This window comes from Carnobacterium sp. FSL W8-0810 (assembly GCF_038007125.1).
In the GTDB taxonomy this organism is placed as follows: Bacteria; Bacillota; Bacilli; order Lactobacillales; family Carnobacteriaceae; genus Carnobacterium_B; species Carnobacterium_B inhibens.
This window is the reverse complement of sequence record NZ_JBBOWO010000001.1, coordinates 170,735-185,646: the sequence shown is the minus strand read 5'-3', so window position 1 is coordinate 185,646 and position 14,912 is coordinate 170,735. Positions and strand designations below refer to the sequence as shown.

The following is a 14,912-nucleotide window of genomic DNA, read 5'->3' as shown; positions in this document are numbered from 1 at the left end:
ATTGGCGACTAGCAAGGTAAAAACAAAAGTAAGCAGTAAGACAGCTAAGAAGTTGGAAGCTATCAATGCCGACCCAGAGAGATGGCTTCTTAATTTTGTAAAGATTACGGACAACTTGAATAATTATATACCGTTTAAAATTAACGAACAGCAAAAATATTTTTTAGATAATATGGACAAATTCAATATTATTTTGAAAAGTAGACAGTTGGGTTTCACTACTTTTAGTTTGGCTTATTGTCTTTGGTCAGCATTGAATAAGCCACGTACAAACTACTTAATTGTTAGTTATAAGCAGGATAGTGCTACTAGTTTATTTGATAAATTAAAGGATATGTATGCAGGGTTACCACATGACAAATACAAATTTTCTAAAGATATTCAGAACAACCGCGGACAATTACGTTTTGAAAACGGGTCAACTTTAACTTTGGCCGTGGCCGGAAACAAAGATTTAGGACGAGGACTTAATCTTGAATATGTATTGCTGTCAGAGTTTGCGTTTTATTCGAATCAAGAAAAACTTTTACTTAGTATTGAACAGGCGCTTGCAAAGAATGATACTTCAAAGCTAGTAATTGAAACGACAGCAAACGGCTTTAATTATATGCAAACGTTATATAGTAACGCTTCTAAAGGAAAAAGTAGATACAAAACTTTCTTTTTTCCGTGGTTTGCAAGCGCATACAAAAAGCAGTTTAAGAGTGATTATGATGAAGCTGAACGCTGGTTTAAAGCAACGTACCATAGGCGTTTGAGTGGTGACTGGCTAGATAATGACGAACAAATTTTACTTGAAATGGGTGCAAATTTACGTCAATTACAATGGCGTCAATGGAAGCTTTCTGGAGGTACTAGCGAGAACAGTTTTAAGCAAGAATATCCTAGCAATGCGCTAGAAGCCTTTATATCGACCGGTCAAAGCGTGTTTGACACAAGTAAGATTGTAAGCCGTTTGCCTTATGTAATGCCTCCTATGACAGTACAGGAGATAGGTGCGAGCTTACCAGTTAGTTTGAAACCTTATGTAAGTAGAAAGGCTTTGAATGTGTTTGAGTTACCACAAGCAGGAATGAGGTATTATGCGGGTTGCGATGTTAGTTCGGGAAGCTCAAAAGACTATAGCACTATCAGTATATTAGATGAAACAGGCAAGCAAGTTCTTTCATTTTACGATAATAAGGTAAGTGTTCATAAGTTTGCAAGTGTGATTAATGATATTGGACGTTGGTACAATAATTCATTTACGACCGTGGAAAGAAATGGATACGGAATTCCTATTTTAGAAAGATTGAGAAACGAATATCAATATATGAATCTATTCAAGATGAAAATCTTTGACCAAAATAGCGGACGTACTCGTAAACGTCTAGGTTGGGATACAACGAATAAAAGTAAAAGTATCATGATTAGTGATTTGAAGGAACAATTCGAGGAGAGCATTATACTAGTAAATTGTGTAGAGACACTAGAACAAATGCAGATATTCATAGAAGACAACGGGAAGACAGGGAACAAAAGGGGCGACCAAAACCATGATGATAGTGTTATTGCGTTGGGCTTGGCGATACAAGGAATCAAGAATAATAAATGGTATGTGTAGTAATAAGAAGGGAAGTAAAAAGAAATGGATTTAAACGAGTATATCAAGATCAATCACAATGACAATCCTTTGTGGTTTACGGAAGAGGTAAAACAGTTCCACCACCAAAAGCGTGTGCTTGAGGTTATTAAAACTAAGAAGTATTTAAATGGTAAGCACGCCATCATGGATAGGGTAGTAGAGCAGTATAATGGTCAACCGTACCAGCCTAAAAAAATACTTTTACAGTATGGTTCCTTAATTTTAAATTTAAGCCAGACATATCTTTTAGGTAACAGATTGACCATAACAGGTTCGGAAGATGTAGCTAAAGAAATGAAGCGTGTCTACAAAAAAGGACAGTATGATGATGTTGATTTTAGGTTGTTAGGTAACATGATTAAGTTCGGTGACGCGTACGAGATTTTGTTTGTGGATTCAAAAAGCAAAGCAATTAAAAGTAAGGTAATTGAAAATGAGAATGCCTATCCAGTTTACGACGACGAAGGAGAACTTGTAAGTTTTATTGAACACTACGTTGCAGGTGAAGAGGCAAACGAGTATTTCATTTTGTTTTCGGAAACAGAAGTCCAAAAGTATTCTACGATTGGAACTGGAAAACTACACTTGATTAGTAAAAGCAAAAACGCAGGTGGGTTGCCTATCCACTATCACAATGTAAATGAAATCAATCCTTTGTTTGGGAAAAGTGATCTCGACGACTTTGCAGGAATCATTGACCAAATGGAAGATATTCTTAGTAAGTTTAGTGACTCCTTCTATAAGCACCATAATGCCATCCCAGTTATAACAGGTCAGCAGTTAACAGGTGGCGGAATTAATCCGCATATAGTAGGTGGTGGCTTACAGTTAGACGATGACGCAGACTTCAAGCTTGTTAGTGTGAACTTGAACGAGAAGGCTTTTGAGACGATTTATAATACTTTGAAACAAGAATTATTGAACATTTCAAGCACTCCAGCGGTAAGTTTGAACAATTCGGACGTAAGTAACCTTTCTGAAACGTCAATGAAAATCCTTTTTACTTTGGCAGACATGAAAGGAAAAATGAACGAAAAGTATTTGAGAAATGGACTTGAAAGTAGATTTGAAAAGGTGTTTGAGTTGCTAAACCGTAAAGGAATTGAGTTTACAGAAGATGATAGAGACAGCCTTGACGTTGTGTTTAATTACAGTAAACCGCAAAATGAAACGGAAATTATAGACAACCTTGTTAGTCTTAAGGGTATTGGTGCGATTAGTAATGAAACTGCTATAGAAATCAATCCTTATATTTCTAATACGGCACAAGAATTGGAACGGTTGAATGTATCTAAAGTAGTAGAGGATAAGACAGTAGAAGAGTAGAAGGCTGGTTGCATAGTGGTGTTAAGTGGCTGGTGTTTTGGGGGTAGTTTGGATTGATATTTATTGGTTGGAGTTAAAGCATTTAGTTTAATTTATTTTTAAATAGTGGGCGGAAACGTTGAGGTTGTAGGGTTTTTGTATACTATTAATAAAAACACTATACAGATAAAGTAATCGGTCTATACCAATAGACCAAACAAAGAAACGAGCCTCCCAGCAAGACCCAGCCCGACCAATCAACCAGCCCAACTAACAGCACCAGCAAGCAATCTTATCTAGTCTTTCAACTCCTTTAGTTTTCTCTTAACTATACATTTATTTAAAGCTATTATAGCAACATTCACGATACACGATTATGAGATAAAATAAACGTAATCATGTATTTGGAGTGTTTCTAAAATGACAACCTTGCTGTTAAAGGATTCTCGATACATGATTTTACGTAATTTCATGTATCAGCAAGTGTTTTAGAAGTTTTGGTTTTAACTTGTATTGTATAAAAGAAACGTTTTATGCAAGGTTTTCAAGCCTATTTCAATCATAAAACCATCATACATTTAACGTGATTTAATACGACGTTTTAGGGCGTTTAAGGTTGAATGTGTAAGTAGGCGTAAACGGCTGTAAACCTTCTAAAATGACGTGTAAAACAGCCTTAAAATGCAAGTTGGGTTGTGTTTTTGTGTTGGGTTGTTGGGAAGCGAGCGGTTGCGATACCCTAACTTGCTTTGGAGGGGCTAGAGCATACCCAAAAACACTCACTCGAAAAAATTTAGCTTTTCCAGCTCCAACAACCAATAACAAAAAGAAAGAAGGCTCCAACTATGTTACTTTTACCACTCCTACCACTTCAAAAACTATTCAAACGTGTTCTAAACTTCCTTTACAGACGAGAGCTAACAAACAAAGTCGAAACGTCCTTAGAATCCATCTTAGAAGCACCAACAAACAAAATCGATCCTGAGAAACTAGAGAAACTTGTTTATAGTAGGTTTCCTAGCTTGATACCGATTAAATGCCAGCGTGCTTTAATATCTACCGACCAGTACAATTTTTTGTTTCCGATTGTTGCAGAAAGTCTTTTAAACGATATGGATATTTTACCAGTTGAATGGACGGTAAGCCAGTACAGAACAACGGACAGCAAACACAACAAGTTGAAAGGCGTAACAGTCAGCAACAAGCAAACGTTGCAAGCTTTTAACTTTGTTTTTACTTATGGTTGCGTGTGGCTTTGTGACAACCAACAAATAAACCTACCAGAACAACAACAAACAATAAATAAGCTTGTAATGGCTTCATACGAGCAACTAGCACGAAAAAATAAACTAGAAAGAAGTGAATTACTTATGACAAACTTAGAAAGATTAAATTTAGAGGTTGAAGGCATTGATTTTCCATATGAAAAAATTTCTGTTTACCTTCAAGAAAACGGCTTGCAACCAGAAGAAGAGTACAACCCAGCAAGTAACAGCGCTAAAAGAAAAATTTATGAGACGGCTTTATCCAGCTTAAATGCTTTAGCGAACAATCCAACGTTGTTAAAAGATTATAAACAAGACGATATTTCTATTTCTTCATTTTCAAAAAACTTACAAAATCGTATCGAGCAGTTACAGAATCAAATTCGTACAATGCCGACAGATGACAGCGAGCCGAGTAACTTTTTCAATTTGTTTATGTAACAAGATAATCTATAAAGGAAAGGAGATAAAAAATGTTTAATATATTTGAAAATAACACAAAAGATTTTGAGTTTATGCTTCAATCCGCAGGGCAACAAATATTTGTAAATGGTTTGCCCTATCAAGCTATCATAAGCCAACAAAAAAGTATTAAAACTAAGAATGATATTTTTATAAGCACAAAAGAACCTTTTGAACGTGGCGCAACGGTCTACTATAAAAACCTTCATTGGTTATTGCAAAGTCCCATGGTTGTGCCACGAGTGAACAGTCACAAAGGCTTGATAACACTCGCAGAACATGAGGTTACTTTCAACTTGAAGGACTTAGAAGACAAAGACGGCCTTAGACCCGTAAAATATTTGTTGAAGGTTCCAGCCGTAGTAAGTTTGACGGGTGATTTTGTAGGGAACTATAATAAAATTTTAGGTGGCGACACTTTAGCAAGCGAGATACATGTATTCGTGACAGACAACCAAAAAACAAGACGCATTCAAGCGCTACTACAACAAGGTAGCGAGGTTCAAATAGTTTTTGGTGGTTTCCTTTATGAAGCTTTAGGCGTTTCAACGGTCAGCAAAGGAGTGCTTGAATTAACGTTCAAGCAAACTCTTTTAAATGACTATGTTGACGTGGAAAACGGCATTGCATGGCAAGACTATCCACCAGATGATTGGCAGGATCGAATTGACGATACAATGCTCAAAGTGTTCCCAGACGGTGTTGTACCAGTTGAAGAGCTAGAAGTCCCAGAATATGATGGCGGTTCGTGGGGTTAAAATGACCTTGAAACAGCTTATAAACGCTAGTACGTAGGCGTGTTAGAGAACTTGAGAAAGCGCTTACTTTATGGTATAATAGGTGTAAGTTAAGTAATAGATATGCCATCTTGAAACTAACTTATAGCTATGGTTTTTCTTCCAAGTTGGACCATAACGTTTTTATTAAAAGCATTTACAAGTCGTTTTTTACTCTCCCGTTATTTCGACTTGTAAAGAGCTTTTTTATTTTGTCTTAAAATTTAGAACAATTTTGAATAAATAATTTTAAATAATTTTGAAAAGGAAGATGAAAAATGAATAAAGAAATACCAGAATTTAATTTAGAAGAGGTTTTAAGTCTTCTAACCAGCATAAATGATAAAGCCAAAAACATAACATTAAACATACTAGAAATACAAACACAAAATCAGCAAGTAATTATTGAAAGCTTGAAACAGCAATAAGGAGGATAAGAAATTGAATGAAGAAGAAAAAGAATTGACACTTGAAGAGTTACAAGAACAACTTGAAGCGTTAAAAGCAGAAAATGCAGAATTAAAAGAGCAACTCGAAGCACCAGCAGAAGAAGTTGAAGAAGAACAACCAGAAGCAGTAGAACAACCAGAACAACCAGAGGACTTAGAAGAGGAAACACCAGAGCAACCAGACGACAAAGAAACAGCGTTACAAACACGCTTAGAAGCTTTATGGCAACGTGAGGTAAAAGCAGAGTTGAAAGAAGCAGGACTTGAGAAGTTTGCTAGTTTTATTAGTGTTGAAGTTGACGATAACGACAGCTTACAAGCTAAAGTTAAAGAGTTAAAAGCTTTGTTGGAAGATTACGAGGTTGAAAAAACGTATCAACCAACCAACCACACGAATACAGACGCTTATGCTTATGCACTTGCTAAAAAAAATAGAAATCCTCGAGAAATGTTAAAAGCCCGTTTGGGGTAAAAATAAAAATAGAAATGGAATGGTTATTAAATGTTAGATACAACAAAATTAACTACACAAGAAAATATTAATTTATCAGATACGATTGGTTTGGTTTCTCCTAAGGCTACACCGCTGTTTTCGCTTTTGTTACAAGGTGGGCGCAAAATTACAGCAGGTGCTAAATATCATGTATGGAGAGAAAAAACTCTAGATAACTCAAACGCAACAGCACTCGAAGGTGCAATTCCTTCATTCGTGAATAGCGGTAGAAAAGAGTTAAACAACGTTACACAAATCTTCTTAAAAGGTACAGAAGTTAGTGGAACTGCACAAGCTACAACTGAAACAGGCGTTACAGACTTATTACTTTCAGAAATCAACGACCGACAAGTTGAGATTGCTATCGCGATTGAAAAAGCTTTGTTAAGCGGTTCTAAGAATGACGGTTCAAACGGAGAAGCACGTACGATGGATGGTTTAATCAATTGGGTAGGTAACACTATTGAAGCTGATAGCGTAATTACTGAGAAAGATATTCGATCTTTAGCTAAAGCTTTGTTTGAAGCAGGTAACGAAGAAGGCGAATTTTACGCATTCGTAAATGCTGATATGAAAGAAGCCATTGACGAAATCTTTGCCGATAAGTATTCATACGTACACAAAACTAATGAGTTTGGTATTGTAGTAGATGAAATTCAAACTTCTTTTGGAACTATCAACGTAGTTTTAGATAGATTTGTTCCGAAAAATCAAGTAATCGCAGTCAATATTGACGCTTTAAAACTTGCTATGTTGCGTGAGCCTCATTATGAAGAGTTAGCAAAACTCGGAGATAAAATCTCTGGTCAAATTATTGGAGAATTGACACTTGAGTGTGCAAGTAAAAAAGCAGTTGCAGTCTTAAACTTTACTCCAGCAGTATAATTAAAGGTTTTTTAAGCTTAAAAAGCACAAACACAAAAACATAAAAACATAATTAATAAATAAGTTTTGTTTATGCGTTCACATCATCATGACTTCTTTTTTAATAAAAACAAAGTAGGAAGCTGGTTCCTTCCTACTAGCGGTTGCTAGTCCGCTTCAAAAAAACTAGTAACATATTAAAAAGCGAGCATATTTAATTATATGTTCGCTTTTTTTGTTTTACATAAATTTATTGCAATAAAAGAATAAAAATGGTAAGTTTTAAGTGAGGTTCGATGTAGTTCGTATATTCATTACTCAATTTATTGTTGGTGCTTAGGCTTTAGACGTCTAGGTGCCGATATATTTGGACAGGGGTTCGACTCCCCTCGCTTCCATAAAATGTTTTAATTTAAAAAACGTGCAAACATTGTTAAATCAATGTTTGCACGTTTTTTTTGATTGAATTGCTTGGAATAGCTTTATTTTTTTAATTAGGTGCTAAAAAATGGTGATCTAACAACACTATTGATGTTTTTTTATTTTGGCCAATAATATTAAATTATATTGCAAATTCATACCTTTGCTCACATTCTGCTCACCTTTTTCAAAGGTCAGACATTTATTTTTTACATGCAACGACTTGAGTTTAGATCGATTAAATCGTTTGTCTCAAGTCGAGAAATAGTTATTGTAGAAAAGCCAGATACAATGAACGAGTCAATAAACAACCTTCTATATGTGTTATTTTCTATGAGTAAACTCTTTTTAAACGAGTTTTTTTTCGTTTGCCTAGTAACAAGGGGACATGTTCAATTTTTACATCGGTGTACTCCAGACCAAACCATTTAACCGGTGAGACAGCTAATTTTTTTATAGATAATTTAGTTTGCATAATAAAACGATTTAAAGCCGAAAGTTCAGTATCTGTGGATAACTCTTCTCGAACAATCACAAAACAAAAGTCTCCTACATTACGATTGAATTCATTGATTGACCATTTTTGTGGTTGTTTATTTATATCGCCCGATTTCATTAAATCAATAACAACTTGTCGCATATACGTGCTGATTTTTTGTTCCATCCTGAAACCTAGACGTAACTTAACTTTTATCACGGAGTCTGTTCCAAAATTCTCAACCACATATTCCATAGTCCTTGGTTCATCAGTAACTTCAACATTAATAAACCAGTAAACTTCTGCTCGCTTTGGTTGTTTATCAAAAATGGAATACATCACTTCACTATCGACTTTCCCAGGTCTAGATTTGCTGGTCAGATAAACAAGGTTAGTAGCATATAATGGAATGCTGTAATCTGCTTTTACGGCCTCTAGTCGACTGACATGATCAACAAGAGATACCTCTTTTGCGACGTTATGTTCAATAACATAAGCTTTGTGCCAGATTACCATAATACTTAAGATAATAAGGGCAATAAGAACTGTTACAAATCCTCCATGAAATAGTTTGGTTGCACTGGATAAAAAGAACATTGTTTCCAATCCGCCAAAGAAGAATAAGACAATAAGCGAGATGAAATGAGATACGTTTCGATAAATCAAATAATTGTACAGTAAAATTGTCGTCATCAACATAGTGATTGTGATGGCTAATCCATAAGCTGCTTCCATATGTTCAGAGGTTCTAAAGTAGAGGACTACACCAATACAAGCAGCCCATAAAATAGAATTAATGACAGGAATATAAAGCTGGCCTTTCGTATTTGTTGGATAAATAATCTGTAAACGCGGCCATAGATTTAATTTAATGGCTTCAGAAACAAGCGTATATGATCCGGAAATTAACGCTTGTGAAGCGATAATGGCTGCCAATGTTGCAAAAACTACGCCAATAATCCGGAAACTTGCTGGCATCATTTCAAAGAAAGGATTTATTTCTTCAATATGTTGGAAAGACGGTTTATCTTTTACAGACAACAACCAGGCACCTTGACCAAAATAATTCAGTAGTAAGCTTAATTTTACAAATGGCCATGAAGCATAAATGTTTTTTCGTCCTACGTGACCTAAATCAGAATAAAGAGCTTCTGCTCCGGTGGTTGCTAAAAATATACTACCAAGAATTAAAAAGCCTGATTTGTTTTCCTCACTTAATAAGAGCTTTATCCCATAATAAGGCGATAAGGATCTTAAAATATCCCAGTTTCCTAATGTATTGAGTACACCTAGAACAGCTAACATTAAAAACCAAAGAAACATAATTGGACCAAAAAGACGTCCAATCACTTCTGTACCAAATCGTTGGATCATAAATAAAAAACTAATAATGATAATTGTAATCAACAAAACTGTATTTTGACTAGAGCCAAAATGCTCTATGTAAGAGGGAATTCCTCTTAACCCTTCAACAGCAGTTGTAACTGTGACAGCTGGTGTTAAAATCCCATCTGCCAAAAGCGTAGCTCCACCAATCATCGCAGGGACAATCAACCACTTAGCTTTTTTTCTAATGAGTGTATACAGAGAAAAGATACCGCCTTCTCCATGATTGTCCGCTCTTAAAGCTATACTGACGTATTTGATCGTTGTTAATAAGGTCAGCGTCCAAAATACGAGAGATAAAGATCCATAAATAAACTCATCTGATATATTTGCTAACCCGTCATTACCATGAATGAGTGCTTTCATTACATATAGTGGAGAGGTGCCAATATCTCCATAGACAACGCCAAGCGTAATAAATAACCCGCCAATCGTCAGTTTTTTTTTCTGTGTTGAATCAACTTTAGATTCCATTTAATCTATTCCTCCAATTGTTCGTCGAAAAAAAACAAGACCCATGTATAAATTTATAACAAAATTTATACATAGGTCTTGCAATTTGTTGTTAAACCAGCGTTTTAGTAACGCATATTAGTTGATTTAACCACACAATAAATTGTGCTTGCTACTCCCCTATGAGCAGTTTTTTATTCGATTTAATATGACTACTTTATTATATGAATTTCTAACACTAAGTCAATACACATCTGATTTTTTTTGGGGGGTCAAAATTTATTACGGTATTGTCTAATTTTTTATTCCCTATATTAAAAACTAGACAATAAGTAGTAAAGAGTTTTTTTTGAATAAACCGCTTAATATTGGTATATTTATGGAAACATTATAATGTTTTTAATGAATTAGGAATGAAATGGAAATGAGGAAAGGTACGACAGTCATAAGCGATCGCTTATTTAACAAACTTCCTAAAGCAGCTTCTTTTTCGAGTATTATTGAACTAAGCGGCAACACGTTGAAAAAAGAAATACTATCTATTGAAGAAGTACAAACTATAAATGAAGATGATCTTATACGTAAAACATTTAAGGAAAAGTCATATAAATTAACCAGAATTTATTATTTGAATGGGGAACCTTATATTTATTTTGAACATTTCCTTCCTGTTTTAGGGAGTATTGAGGCCTTGGAGCAAACAGAAAGTGTTTCATTATATAAATGGTTAGCAGAATTTGATAAAAACGTTAGTCGTTTTCAAGATAGTTTTGAAGTCGTAAAAATTGAAGAACCTATAAAAGAAAAATTAAAGATAGACCATACACACTTATTAAAAAGGGTCAGAAAAACAATTAGTACGTTTAATGAAGTGATTGAAGTCTCGTATGCCATATATGATACAAATAAGTATCCATATAAGTATCCATATATTATTGACTACGAAGTTTAAATAGTGTCAGTGAAACTTTTGTAAAGAAATTTGGTATCAAACTATTTACCGGAACATTGCGTGAAAATAAAGGTGAAGAACAGTTATTAAAAGGATTTATTAGAAGCGATAAGGGCTTTTCAGTTAGTACTGAATATAAATTGGAAATCCTAGACAGAATAGGAACAGGAGATGCTTTTGCTTCTGGTATCATAACAGGTTTCATCGAAAATTGGTCCGATGAACGTTCTGTGGACTTTGTTATTTCGAATGCAGTACTTGCACATACGACTTTTGGAGATACTCCAATGGTAAGCAAAAAAATAGTTGAAGAGTACATGAATGGAAATCGAAACAACCTTTTGAGGTGATACTGTTAGAATTTAGGAGCTTTTTCTCGTTTGGGAATCTCCAAACACAATGTATCTCAGCCAAAAAAAGAGTGGAATAGCTAAAAAAACTAATCATAGACATGTGATTAGTTTTTTTAGCTATTCCGCTTTTAACTATTTATACCAATTTTGATTTAATCCATTCGCCTAACATTAATTCCATTTCAGCTTCTCCCCTTACAGGATACATGGAGGCAGTTGTTTTCAGTTCTTCGTAGTAGTCTATAGCTTTTTGATAGTTCTTACAATAGAACCCTTCGTATGCCATCATGAGGCGTTTTTTACTTGGCAAGTAAGGAGTCTTTTTAATGAACTGCTGTAAATCTTCATCATATATTTCTTGTATTAGATTTGGATTCTGTGGTTGTTCACTTAATACTAAAAATAAACGCTCGCAATTTAACTCATGTCTATAAAATAATGGCAAGTTTTCTAAGTGAGGGAGAAAAGCATCTAATTTTTGTTTTGCAATACCTAATTTTAAATTGTCTAAATACCAATTGTATTCCAACAGGTAAACAGAAATGGCTAATAAATTAGAGAATTGAGGATTTCCTTTTAATTGAATGTTTTCTAAAGGAATATCTTTTAAGCGTGAGCCTTCTGTCATTAGTGCATTTACTTTTAATTGAATAAAGAAAGCTTTTTTATTTTCTTCCTCTTTTAGGATGGAAAGAAGATTGTATCCGTCATTTGGCATTCCGCCTATTTTCATAGGAATACCATTTGTTAAAGCTGTGAGTAAGGCTGAACCAGCGAATAACAGGCATAAAGATAAGACTGGTAGAGAAAGACCTTCAATAGTTAAAGTAAGGATCAAGGGAATAACTGAAAAGAGTAGATTGATGAAAACTCCACCCAAATTATACAAGACAAATGGAAAGTGGTCGGTAGAATAGTCTGGCGGAGACATCAAACATTGTCCACCGGTCCCTGGTAAATGGAATCGTTTGCGTTTTAATTTGCCTTTTTCTTTTATGATCGTTAACGTACCGATTCGAAATGAGACGAAGGTATATCCTGTTAATAATCCAAAGATAAGGTGACCAGTTTCATGAAGTAAAATATGTATGAAAAAACTAATAAAGAAGAATAGTACACCACCAATCAAGACAAATAGGTTGATCTCAAAGTTGAGGAATGGAAAGAATACGGCAGCAAAAATGCCAATCGCTATCCCGGTAAAAATAGATCCTCCTGCTAAAAGCATATTGTTATAGAACTTACTTTTTTTCTTTTTAGATAGATTGTTTAGCGCCATTAATTTCCTCCTAGGGTATGTTTTTTTACTTCGGTTAATAACAATATTGAACGGATGGAACAAAAAGCTGATAAATTGTTTAGAAAAAACGATGACTGTAAAAAAATACAATCATCGTTATTAGGTTAAAAGGATTTGTAGATCTTTTTAACATTCAATTATAAATTAGTCTGCCGTAGAAAAATCCAAAGCTGTTTGAGACTGTTCAAGATAAGTATCATATAGTTTAGTTAATACACTAATATCCCCATTAGCTATTTTTAAAAGTTGAATAAATACAGGTTTCATAATTTCAGGATTACTGTTTTCATTTAAAATGGCTAAAGCTTCTGGATTAAGCATAACTAAATCATCTAAAATAACATGGTATTCCTTTAAGAATTTTTCGAAGCCTTCTTTATCTTCTAATAAAATCATTTTCAGTTTTTGGTTTTTTTCATGAAGATTTTCTAAGTATTCTCCAATAGTTATATTTAGCGAATCTGAAACTTCTTGTAACTCATTGAAAAAATTATCGTTAATATCAATTAACACAAGTTCCACCTCCACAATCACGATAATTGATTATATAATATTCCTTAAGAAATGAAAATATTTTTTCAATGACAACTATAAATAAATGGGTAATGTGGACAAAATATGTCTAATATCATGTAGACAGTTAAATTAATAAAAAGAAAAAAACAAAAGTGTCAAAATTTGGGTTCTGTCTGATTCAGCGTTACAATAGTAATAGAGAAGTAGAACAGGTAGTAAAAATTAGGAGGAAATCACTATGAAGATCGGTATACCAAAAGAAATTAAAAATAATGAAAGTCGGGTGGCCATTTCTCCAGCCGGTGTAAAAAGTCTTGTAGAAAATGGGCACGAAGTTGTGATCGAAGAAAATGCAGGAGAGACAGCTGGTTTTCTTGATAAAGAATACCGATTAGCAGGTGCCGTTATATTGGAAGAAGCTGAGCAAATTTGGGGTAATGCTGAAATGATCATTAAAGTAAAAGAACCTATCCCAAGTGAGTATCAGTATTTTAAAGAAGGCATGATACTTTTCACTTATTTGCACTTAGCTCCATCTCTAGAGTTAACAAAAGAATTGATGAAAGCTGGAGTGACAGCTATCGGCTATGAAACGATGGCTGGAAAAGATGGCACATTGCCACTTTTAACCCCTATGAGTCAAATTGCCGGAAGAATGGCTGCACAGGTTGGGGCAGAGTTTCTTGAAAGCGTCAATCAAGGAAAAGGAATACTGTTGAGTGGTGTACCTGGAGTTCAAAAAGGGAAAGTAACGATTATTGGTGGTGGAGTTTCAGGAACGAATGCTGCTAAAATCGCTATCGGATTAGGAGCAGAAGTGACTATTTTAGATGTGAATCCGAAACGTCTGGAAGAATTAGATGATTTATTTGAAAACAGGATCAACACATTAATGTCAAATGAATACAATATTGCTAAAGCTGTTAAAGAAGCTGACTTGGCAATTGGAGCAGTATTGATTCCTGGTTCAAAAGCCCCAACATTAGTTACAGAAGAAATGGTTAAATCAATGGAAAATGGATCGGTTATTGTAGATATTGCAGTAGACCAAGGTGGGATTTTTGAAACGGCTTCAGAAGTTACGACACATGATGACCCGGTCTATGTCAAACACGGTATCGTCCATTATGCTGTTGCAAATATGCCAGGCGCTGTGCCTAAAACATCTACATTAGCCTTAACGAATGTAACCATTCCTTATGCCGTTGAGATTGCGAATAAAGGAGTAGTCAAAGCAGCTAAAGAAAATTCAACGATTTATACAGGTATTAATGTGATGGATGGAAAGGTAACTCAAAAAGAAGTCGCAGAATCACTAAACCTTCCTTATCAAGAAGCTTTGACATCATTTATTTAAGTATTCGCTAATTTTTATGAAACTGAAAGCAGCTTAGATGAATAAATCAATGAATTTTTTTCAAAAATGCAGTATACTAAATGAGAAACTAACTGCAAAAGGAGCATTCGCATGGCAAAAGGAAATAAAAAAATTCAAGTAGAAGTAAAAGAAACCCCAAATAATAAAGAAGGTTTCACTGAGTTAGAGCTTTATGTGAATGATGAAAAAATTGGCAAATTGCAACAAGTTGAAGGTCAATCGGTTATCGTAACGACAAATTCAGGAACAGAATCTAAAGTTAAAACTGTTGATGAAGGCATAAATAAATTAGTTATGGAATACAACTTACACCAAATCTAACTAAGTCTATTTATTTAGTATCCTGTAAGGTAATTCAAAAGGCCAATTCTATTTTTTAGGATTGACCTTTTTTTATTTATATTCTTGTGAAAGAGCGTCCTAAATGCTTTTTAAATC

14 protein-coding genes are annotated in these 14,912 nt (G+C 34.4%); 11 read left to right on the top strand and 3 right to left on the bottom strand.

Going from position 1 to position 14,912, the window contains the following annotated elements:
• Position 1: 1 nt before the first annotated feature.
• The 7 genes from NST49_RS00975 to NST49_RS00945 all read left to right on the top strand — a co-directional run bounded on the left by NST49_RS00975 (position 2) and on the right by NST49_RS00945 (position 7,259).
• Positions 2–1,603: a terminase large subunit domain-containing protein gene (locus NST49_RS00975; protein WP_341046554.1), complete on the top strand. Its 1,602-nt coding sequence runs from the start codon at positions 2–4 to the stop codon at positions 1,601–1,603.
• A 24-nt stretch (positions 1,604–1,627) separates the two neighbouring features.
• Positions 1,628–2,950: a phage portal protein gene (locus tag NST49_RS00970; RefSeq protein ID WP_341046552.1), complete on the top strand. Its 1,323-nt coding sequence runs from the start codon at positions 1,628–1,630 to the stop codon at positions 2,948–2,950.
• 824 nt (positions 2,951–3,774) lie between these two features.
• Entirely contained in the window at positions 3,775–4,635 is an 861-nt protein-coding gene (locus NST49_RS00965; RefSeq protein WP_341046550.1) for a hypothetical protein, read from the top strand.
• Positions 4,636–4,667: 32 nt separating this feature from the next.
• Positions 4,668–5,414 carry a hypothetical protein gene (locus tag NST49_RS00960; protein ID WP_341046548.1) on the top strand — a complete coding sequence of 249 codons (747 nt, stop codon included), beginning with the start codon at positions 4,668–4,670 and terminating at the stop codon, positions 5,412–5,414.
• Positions 5,415–5,710: 296 nt separating this feature from the next.
• Positions 5,711–5,860, top strand: coding sequence for a hypothetical protein (locus tag NST49_RS00955; RefSeq protein ID WP_341046547.1), 150 nt, complete (start codon positions 5,711–5,713; stop codon positions 5,858–5,860).
• 13 nt (positions 5,861–5,873) lie between these two features.
• Positions 5,874–6,353, top strand: coding sequence for a hypothetical protein (locus NST49_RS00950; protein ID WP_341046545.1), 480 nt, complete (start codon positions 5,874–5,876; stop codon positions 6,351–6,353).
• A 30-nt stretch (positions 6,354–6,383) separates the two neighbouring features.
• On the top strand, positions 6,384–7,259 hold the full coding sequence (locus NST49_RS00945; protein WP_341046543.1) for an SU10 major capsid protein: 876 nt from the start codon (positions 6,384–6,386) through the stop codon (positions 7,257–7,259).
• 730 nt (positions 7,260–7,989) lie between these two features.
• Here NST49_RS00945 and NST49_RS00940 read toward each other — a convergent pair.
• Positions 7,990–9,996 (bottom strand): KUP/HAK/KT family potassium transporter, encoded by a 2,007-nt coding sequence (locus NST49_RS00940; protein WP_023176895.1) that lies wholly within the window; start codon positions 9,994–9,996, stop codon positions 7,990–7,992.
• 403 nt (positions 9,997–10,399) lie between these two features.
• Between NST49_RS00940 and NST49_RS00935 the strand changes: the two genes are divergently transcribed.
• Together NST49_RS00935 and NST49_RS00930 are read left to right on the top strand one after the other, a co-directional pair.
• Complete coding sequence (locus NST49_RS00935; protein ID WP_341046538.1) at positions 10,400–10,927, top strand: UTRA domain-containing protein; 528 nt, start codon at positions 10,400–10,402, stop codon at positions 10,925–10,927.
• Between the two features lie 56 nt (positions 10,928–10,983).
• On the top strand, positions 10,984–11,277 hold the full coding sequence (locus NST49_RS00930) for a PfkB family carbohydrate kinase (protein WP_023176898.1): 294 nt from the start codon (positions 10,984–10,986) through the stop codon (positions 11,275–11,277).
• 139 nt (positions 11,278–11,416) lie between these two features.
• On the opposite strand, the gene NST49_RS00925 is transcribed toward NST49_RS00930, so the two are convergent.
• Together NST49_RS00925 and NST49_RS00920 are read right to left on the bottom strand one after the other, a co-directional pair.
• Positions 11,417–12,559, bottom strand: coding sequence for a site-2 protease family protein (locus NST49_RS00925; RefSeq protein ID WP_341046532.1), 1,143 nt, complete (start codon positions 12,557–12,559; stop codon positions 11,417–11,419).
• Positions 12,560–12,724: 165 nt separating this feature from the next.
• Positions 12,725–13,093 (bottom strand): hypothetical protein, encoded by a 369-nt coding sequence (locus NST49_RS00920; RefSeq protein WP_034538235.1) that lies wholly within the window; start codon positions 13,091–13,093, stop codon positions 12,725–12,727.
• Between the two features lie 241 nt (positions 13,094–13,334).
• Between NST49_RS00920 and ald the strand changes: the two genes are divergently transcribed.
• A complete protein-coding gene (gene ald / locus NST49_RS00915; RefSeq protein WP_023176903.1) occupies positions 13,335–14,453 on the top strand; it encodes an alanine dehydrogenase in 1,119 nt (372 codons plus the stop codon).
• Between the two features lie 111 nt (positions 14,454–14,564).
• A complete protein-coding gene (locus NST49_RS00910) occupies positions 14,565–14,795 on the top strand; it encodes a DUF2969 family protein (protein ID WP_023176905.1) in 231 nt (76 codons plus the stop codon).
• Positions 14,796–14,912 lie beyond the last annotated feature (117 nt).

Bases quoted from the DNA above. Each gene is read 5' to 3' on its own strand.
- NST49_RS00935 (WP_341046538.1), top strand. From the start codon at position 10,400: ATGAGGAAAGGTACGACAGTCATAAGCGATCGCTTATTTAACAAACTT.
- NST49_RS00965 (WP_341046550.1), top strand. From the start codon at position 3,775: ATGTTACTTTTACCACTCCTACCACTTCAAAAACTATTCAAACGTGTT.
- NST49_RS00960 (WP_341046548.1), top strand. From the start codon at position 4,668: ATGTTTAATATATTTGAAAATAACACAAAAGATTTTGAGTTTATGCTT.
- NST49_RS00940 (WP_023176895.1), bottom strand. From the start codon at position 9,996: ATGGAATCTAAAGTTGATTCAACACAGAAAAAAAAACTGACGATTGGC.
- NST49_RS00925 (WP_341046532.1), bottom strand. From the start codon at position 12,559: ATGGCGCTAAACAATCTATCTAAAAAGAAAAAAAGTAAGTTCTATAAC.
- NST49_RS00955 (WP_341046547.1), top strand. From the start codon at position 5,711: ATGAATAAAGAAATACCAGAATTTAATTTAGAAGAGGTTTTAAGTCTT.
- NST49_RS00970 (WP_341046552.1), top strand. From the start codon at position 1,628: ATGGATTTAAACGAGTATATCAAGATCAATCACAATGACAATCCTTTG.
- ald (WP_023176903.1), top strand. From the start codon at position 13,335: ATGAAGATCGGTATACCAAAAGAAATTAAAAATAATGAAAGTCGGGTG.
- NST49_RS00910 (WP_023176905.1), top strand. From the start codon at position 14,565: ATGGCAAAAGGAAATAAAAAAATTCAAGTAGAAGTAAAAGAAACCCCA.
- NST49_RS00945 (WP_341046543.1), top strand. From the start codon at position 6,384: ATGTTAGATACAACAAAATTAACTACACAAGAAAATATTAATTTATCA.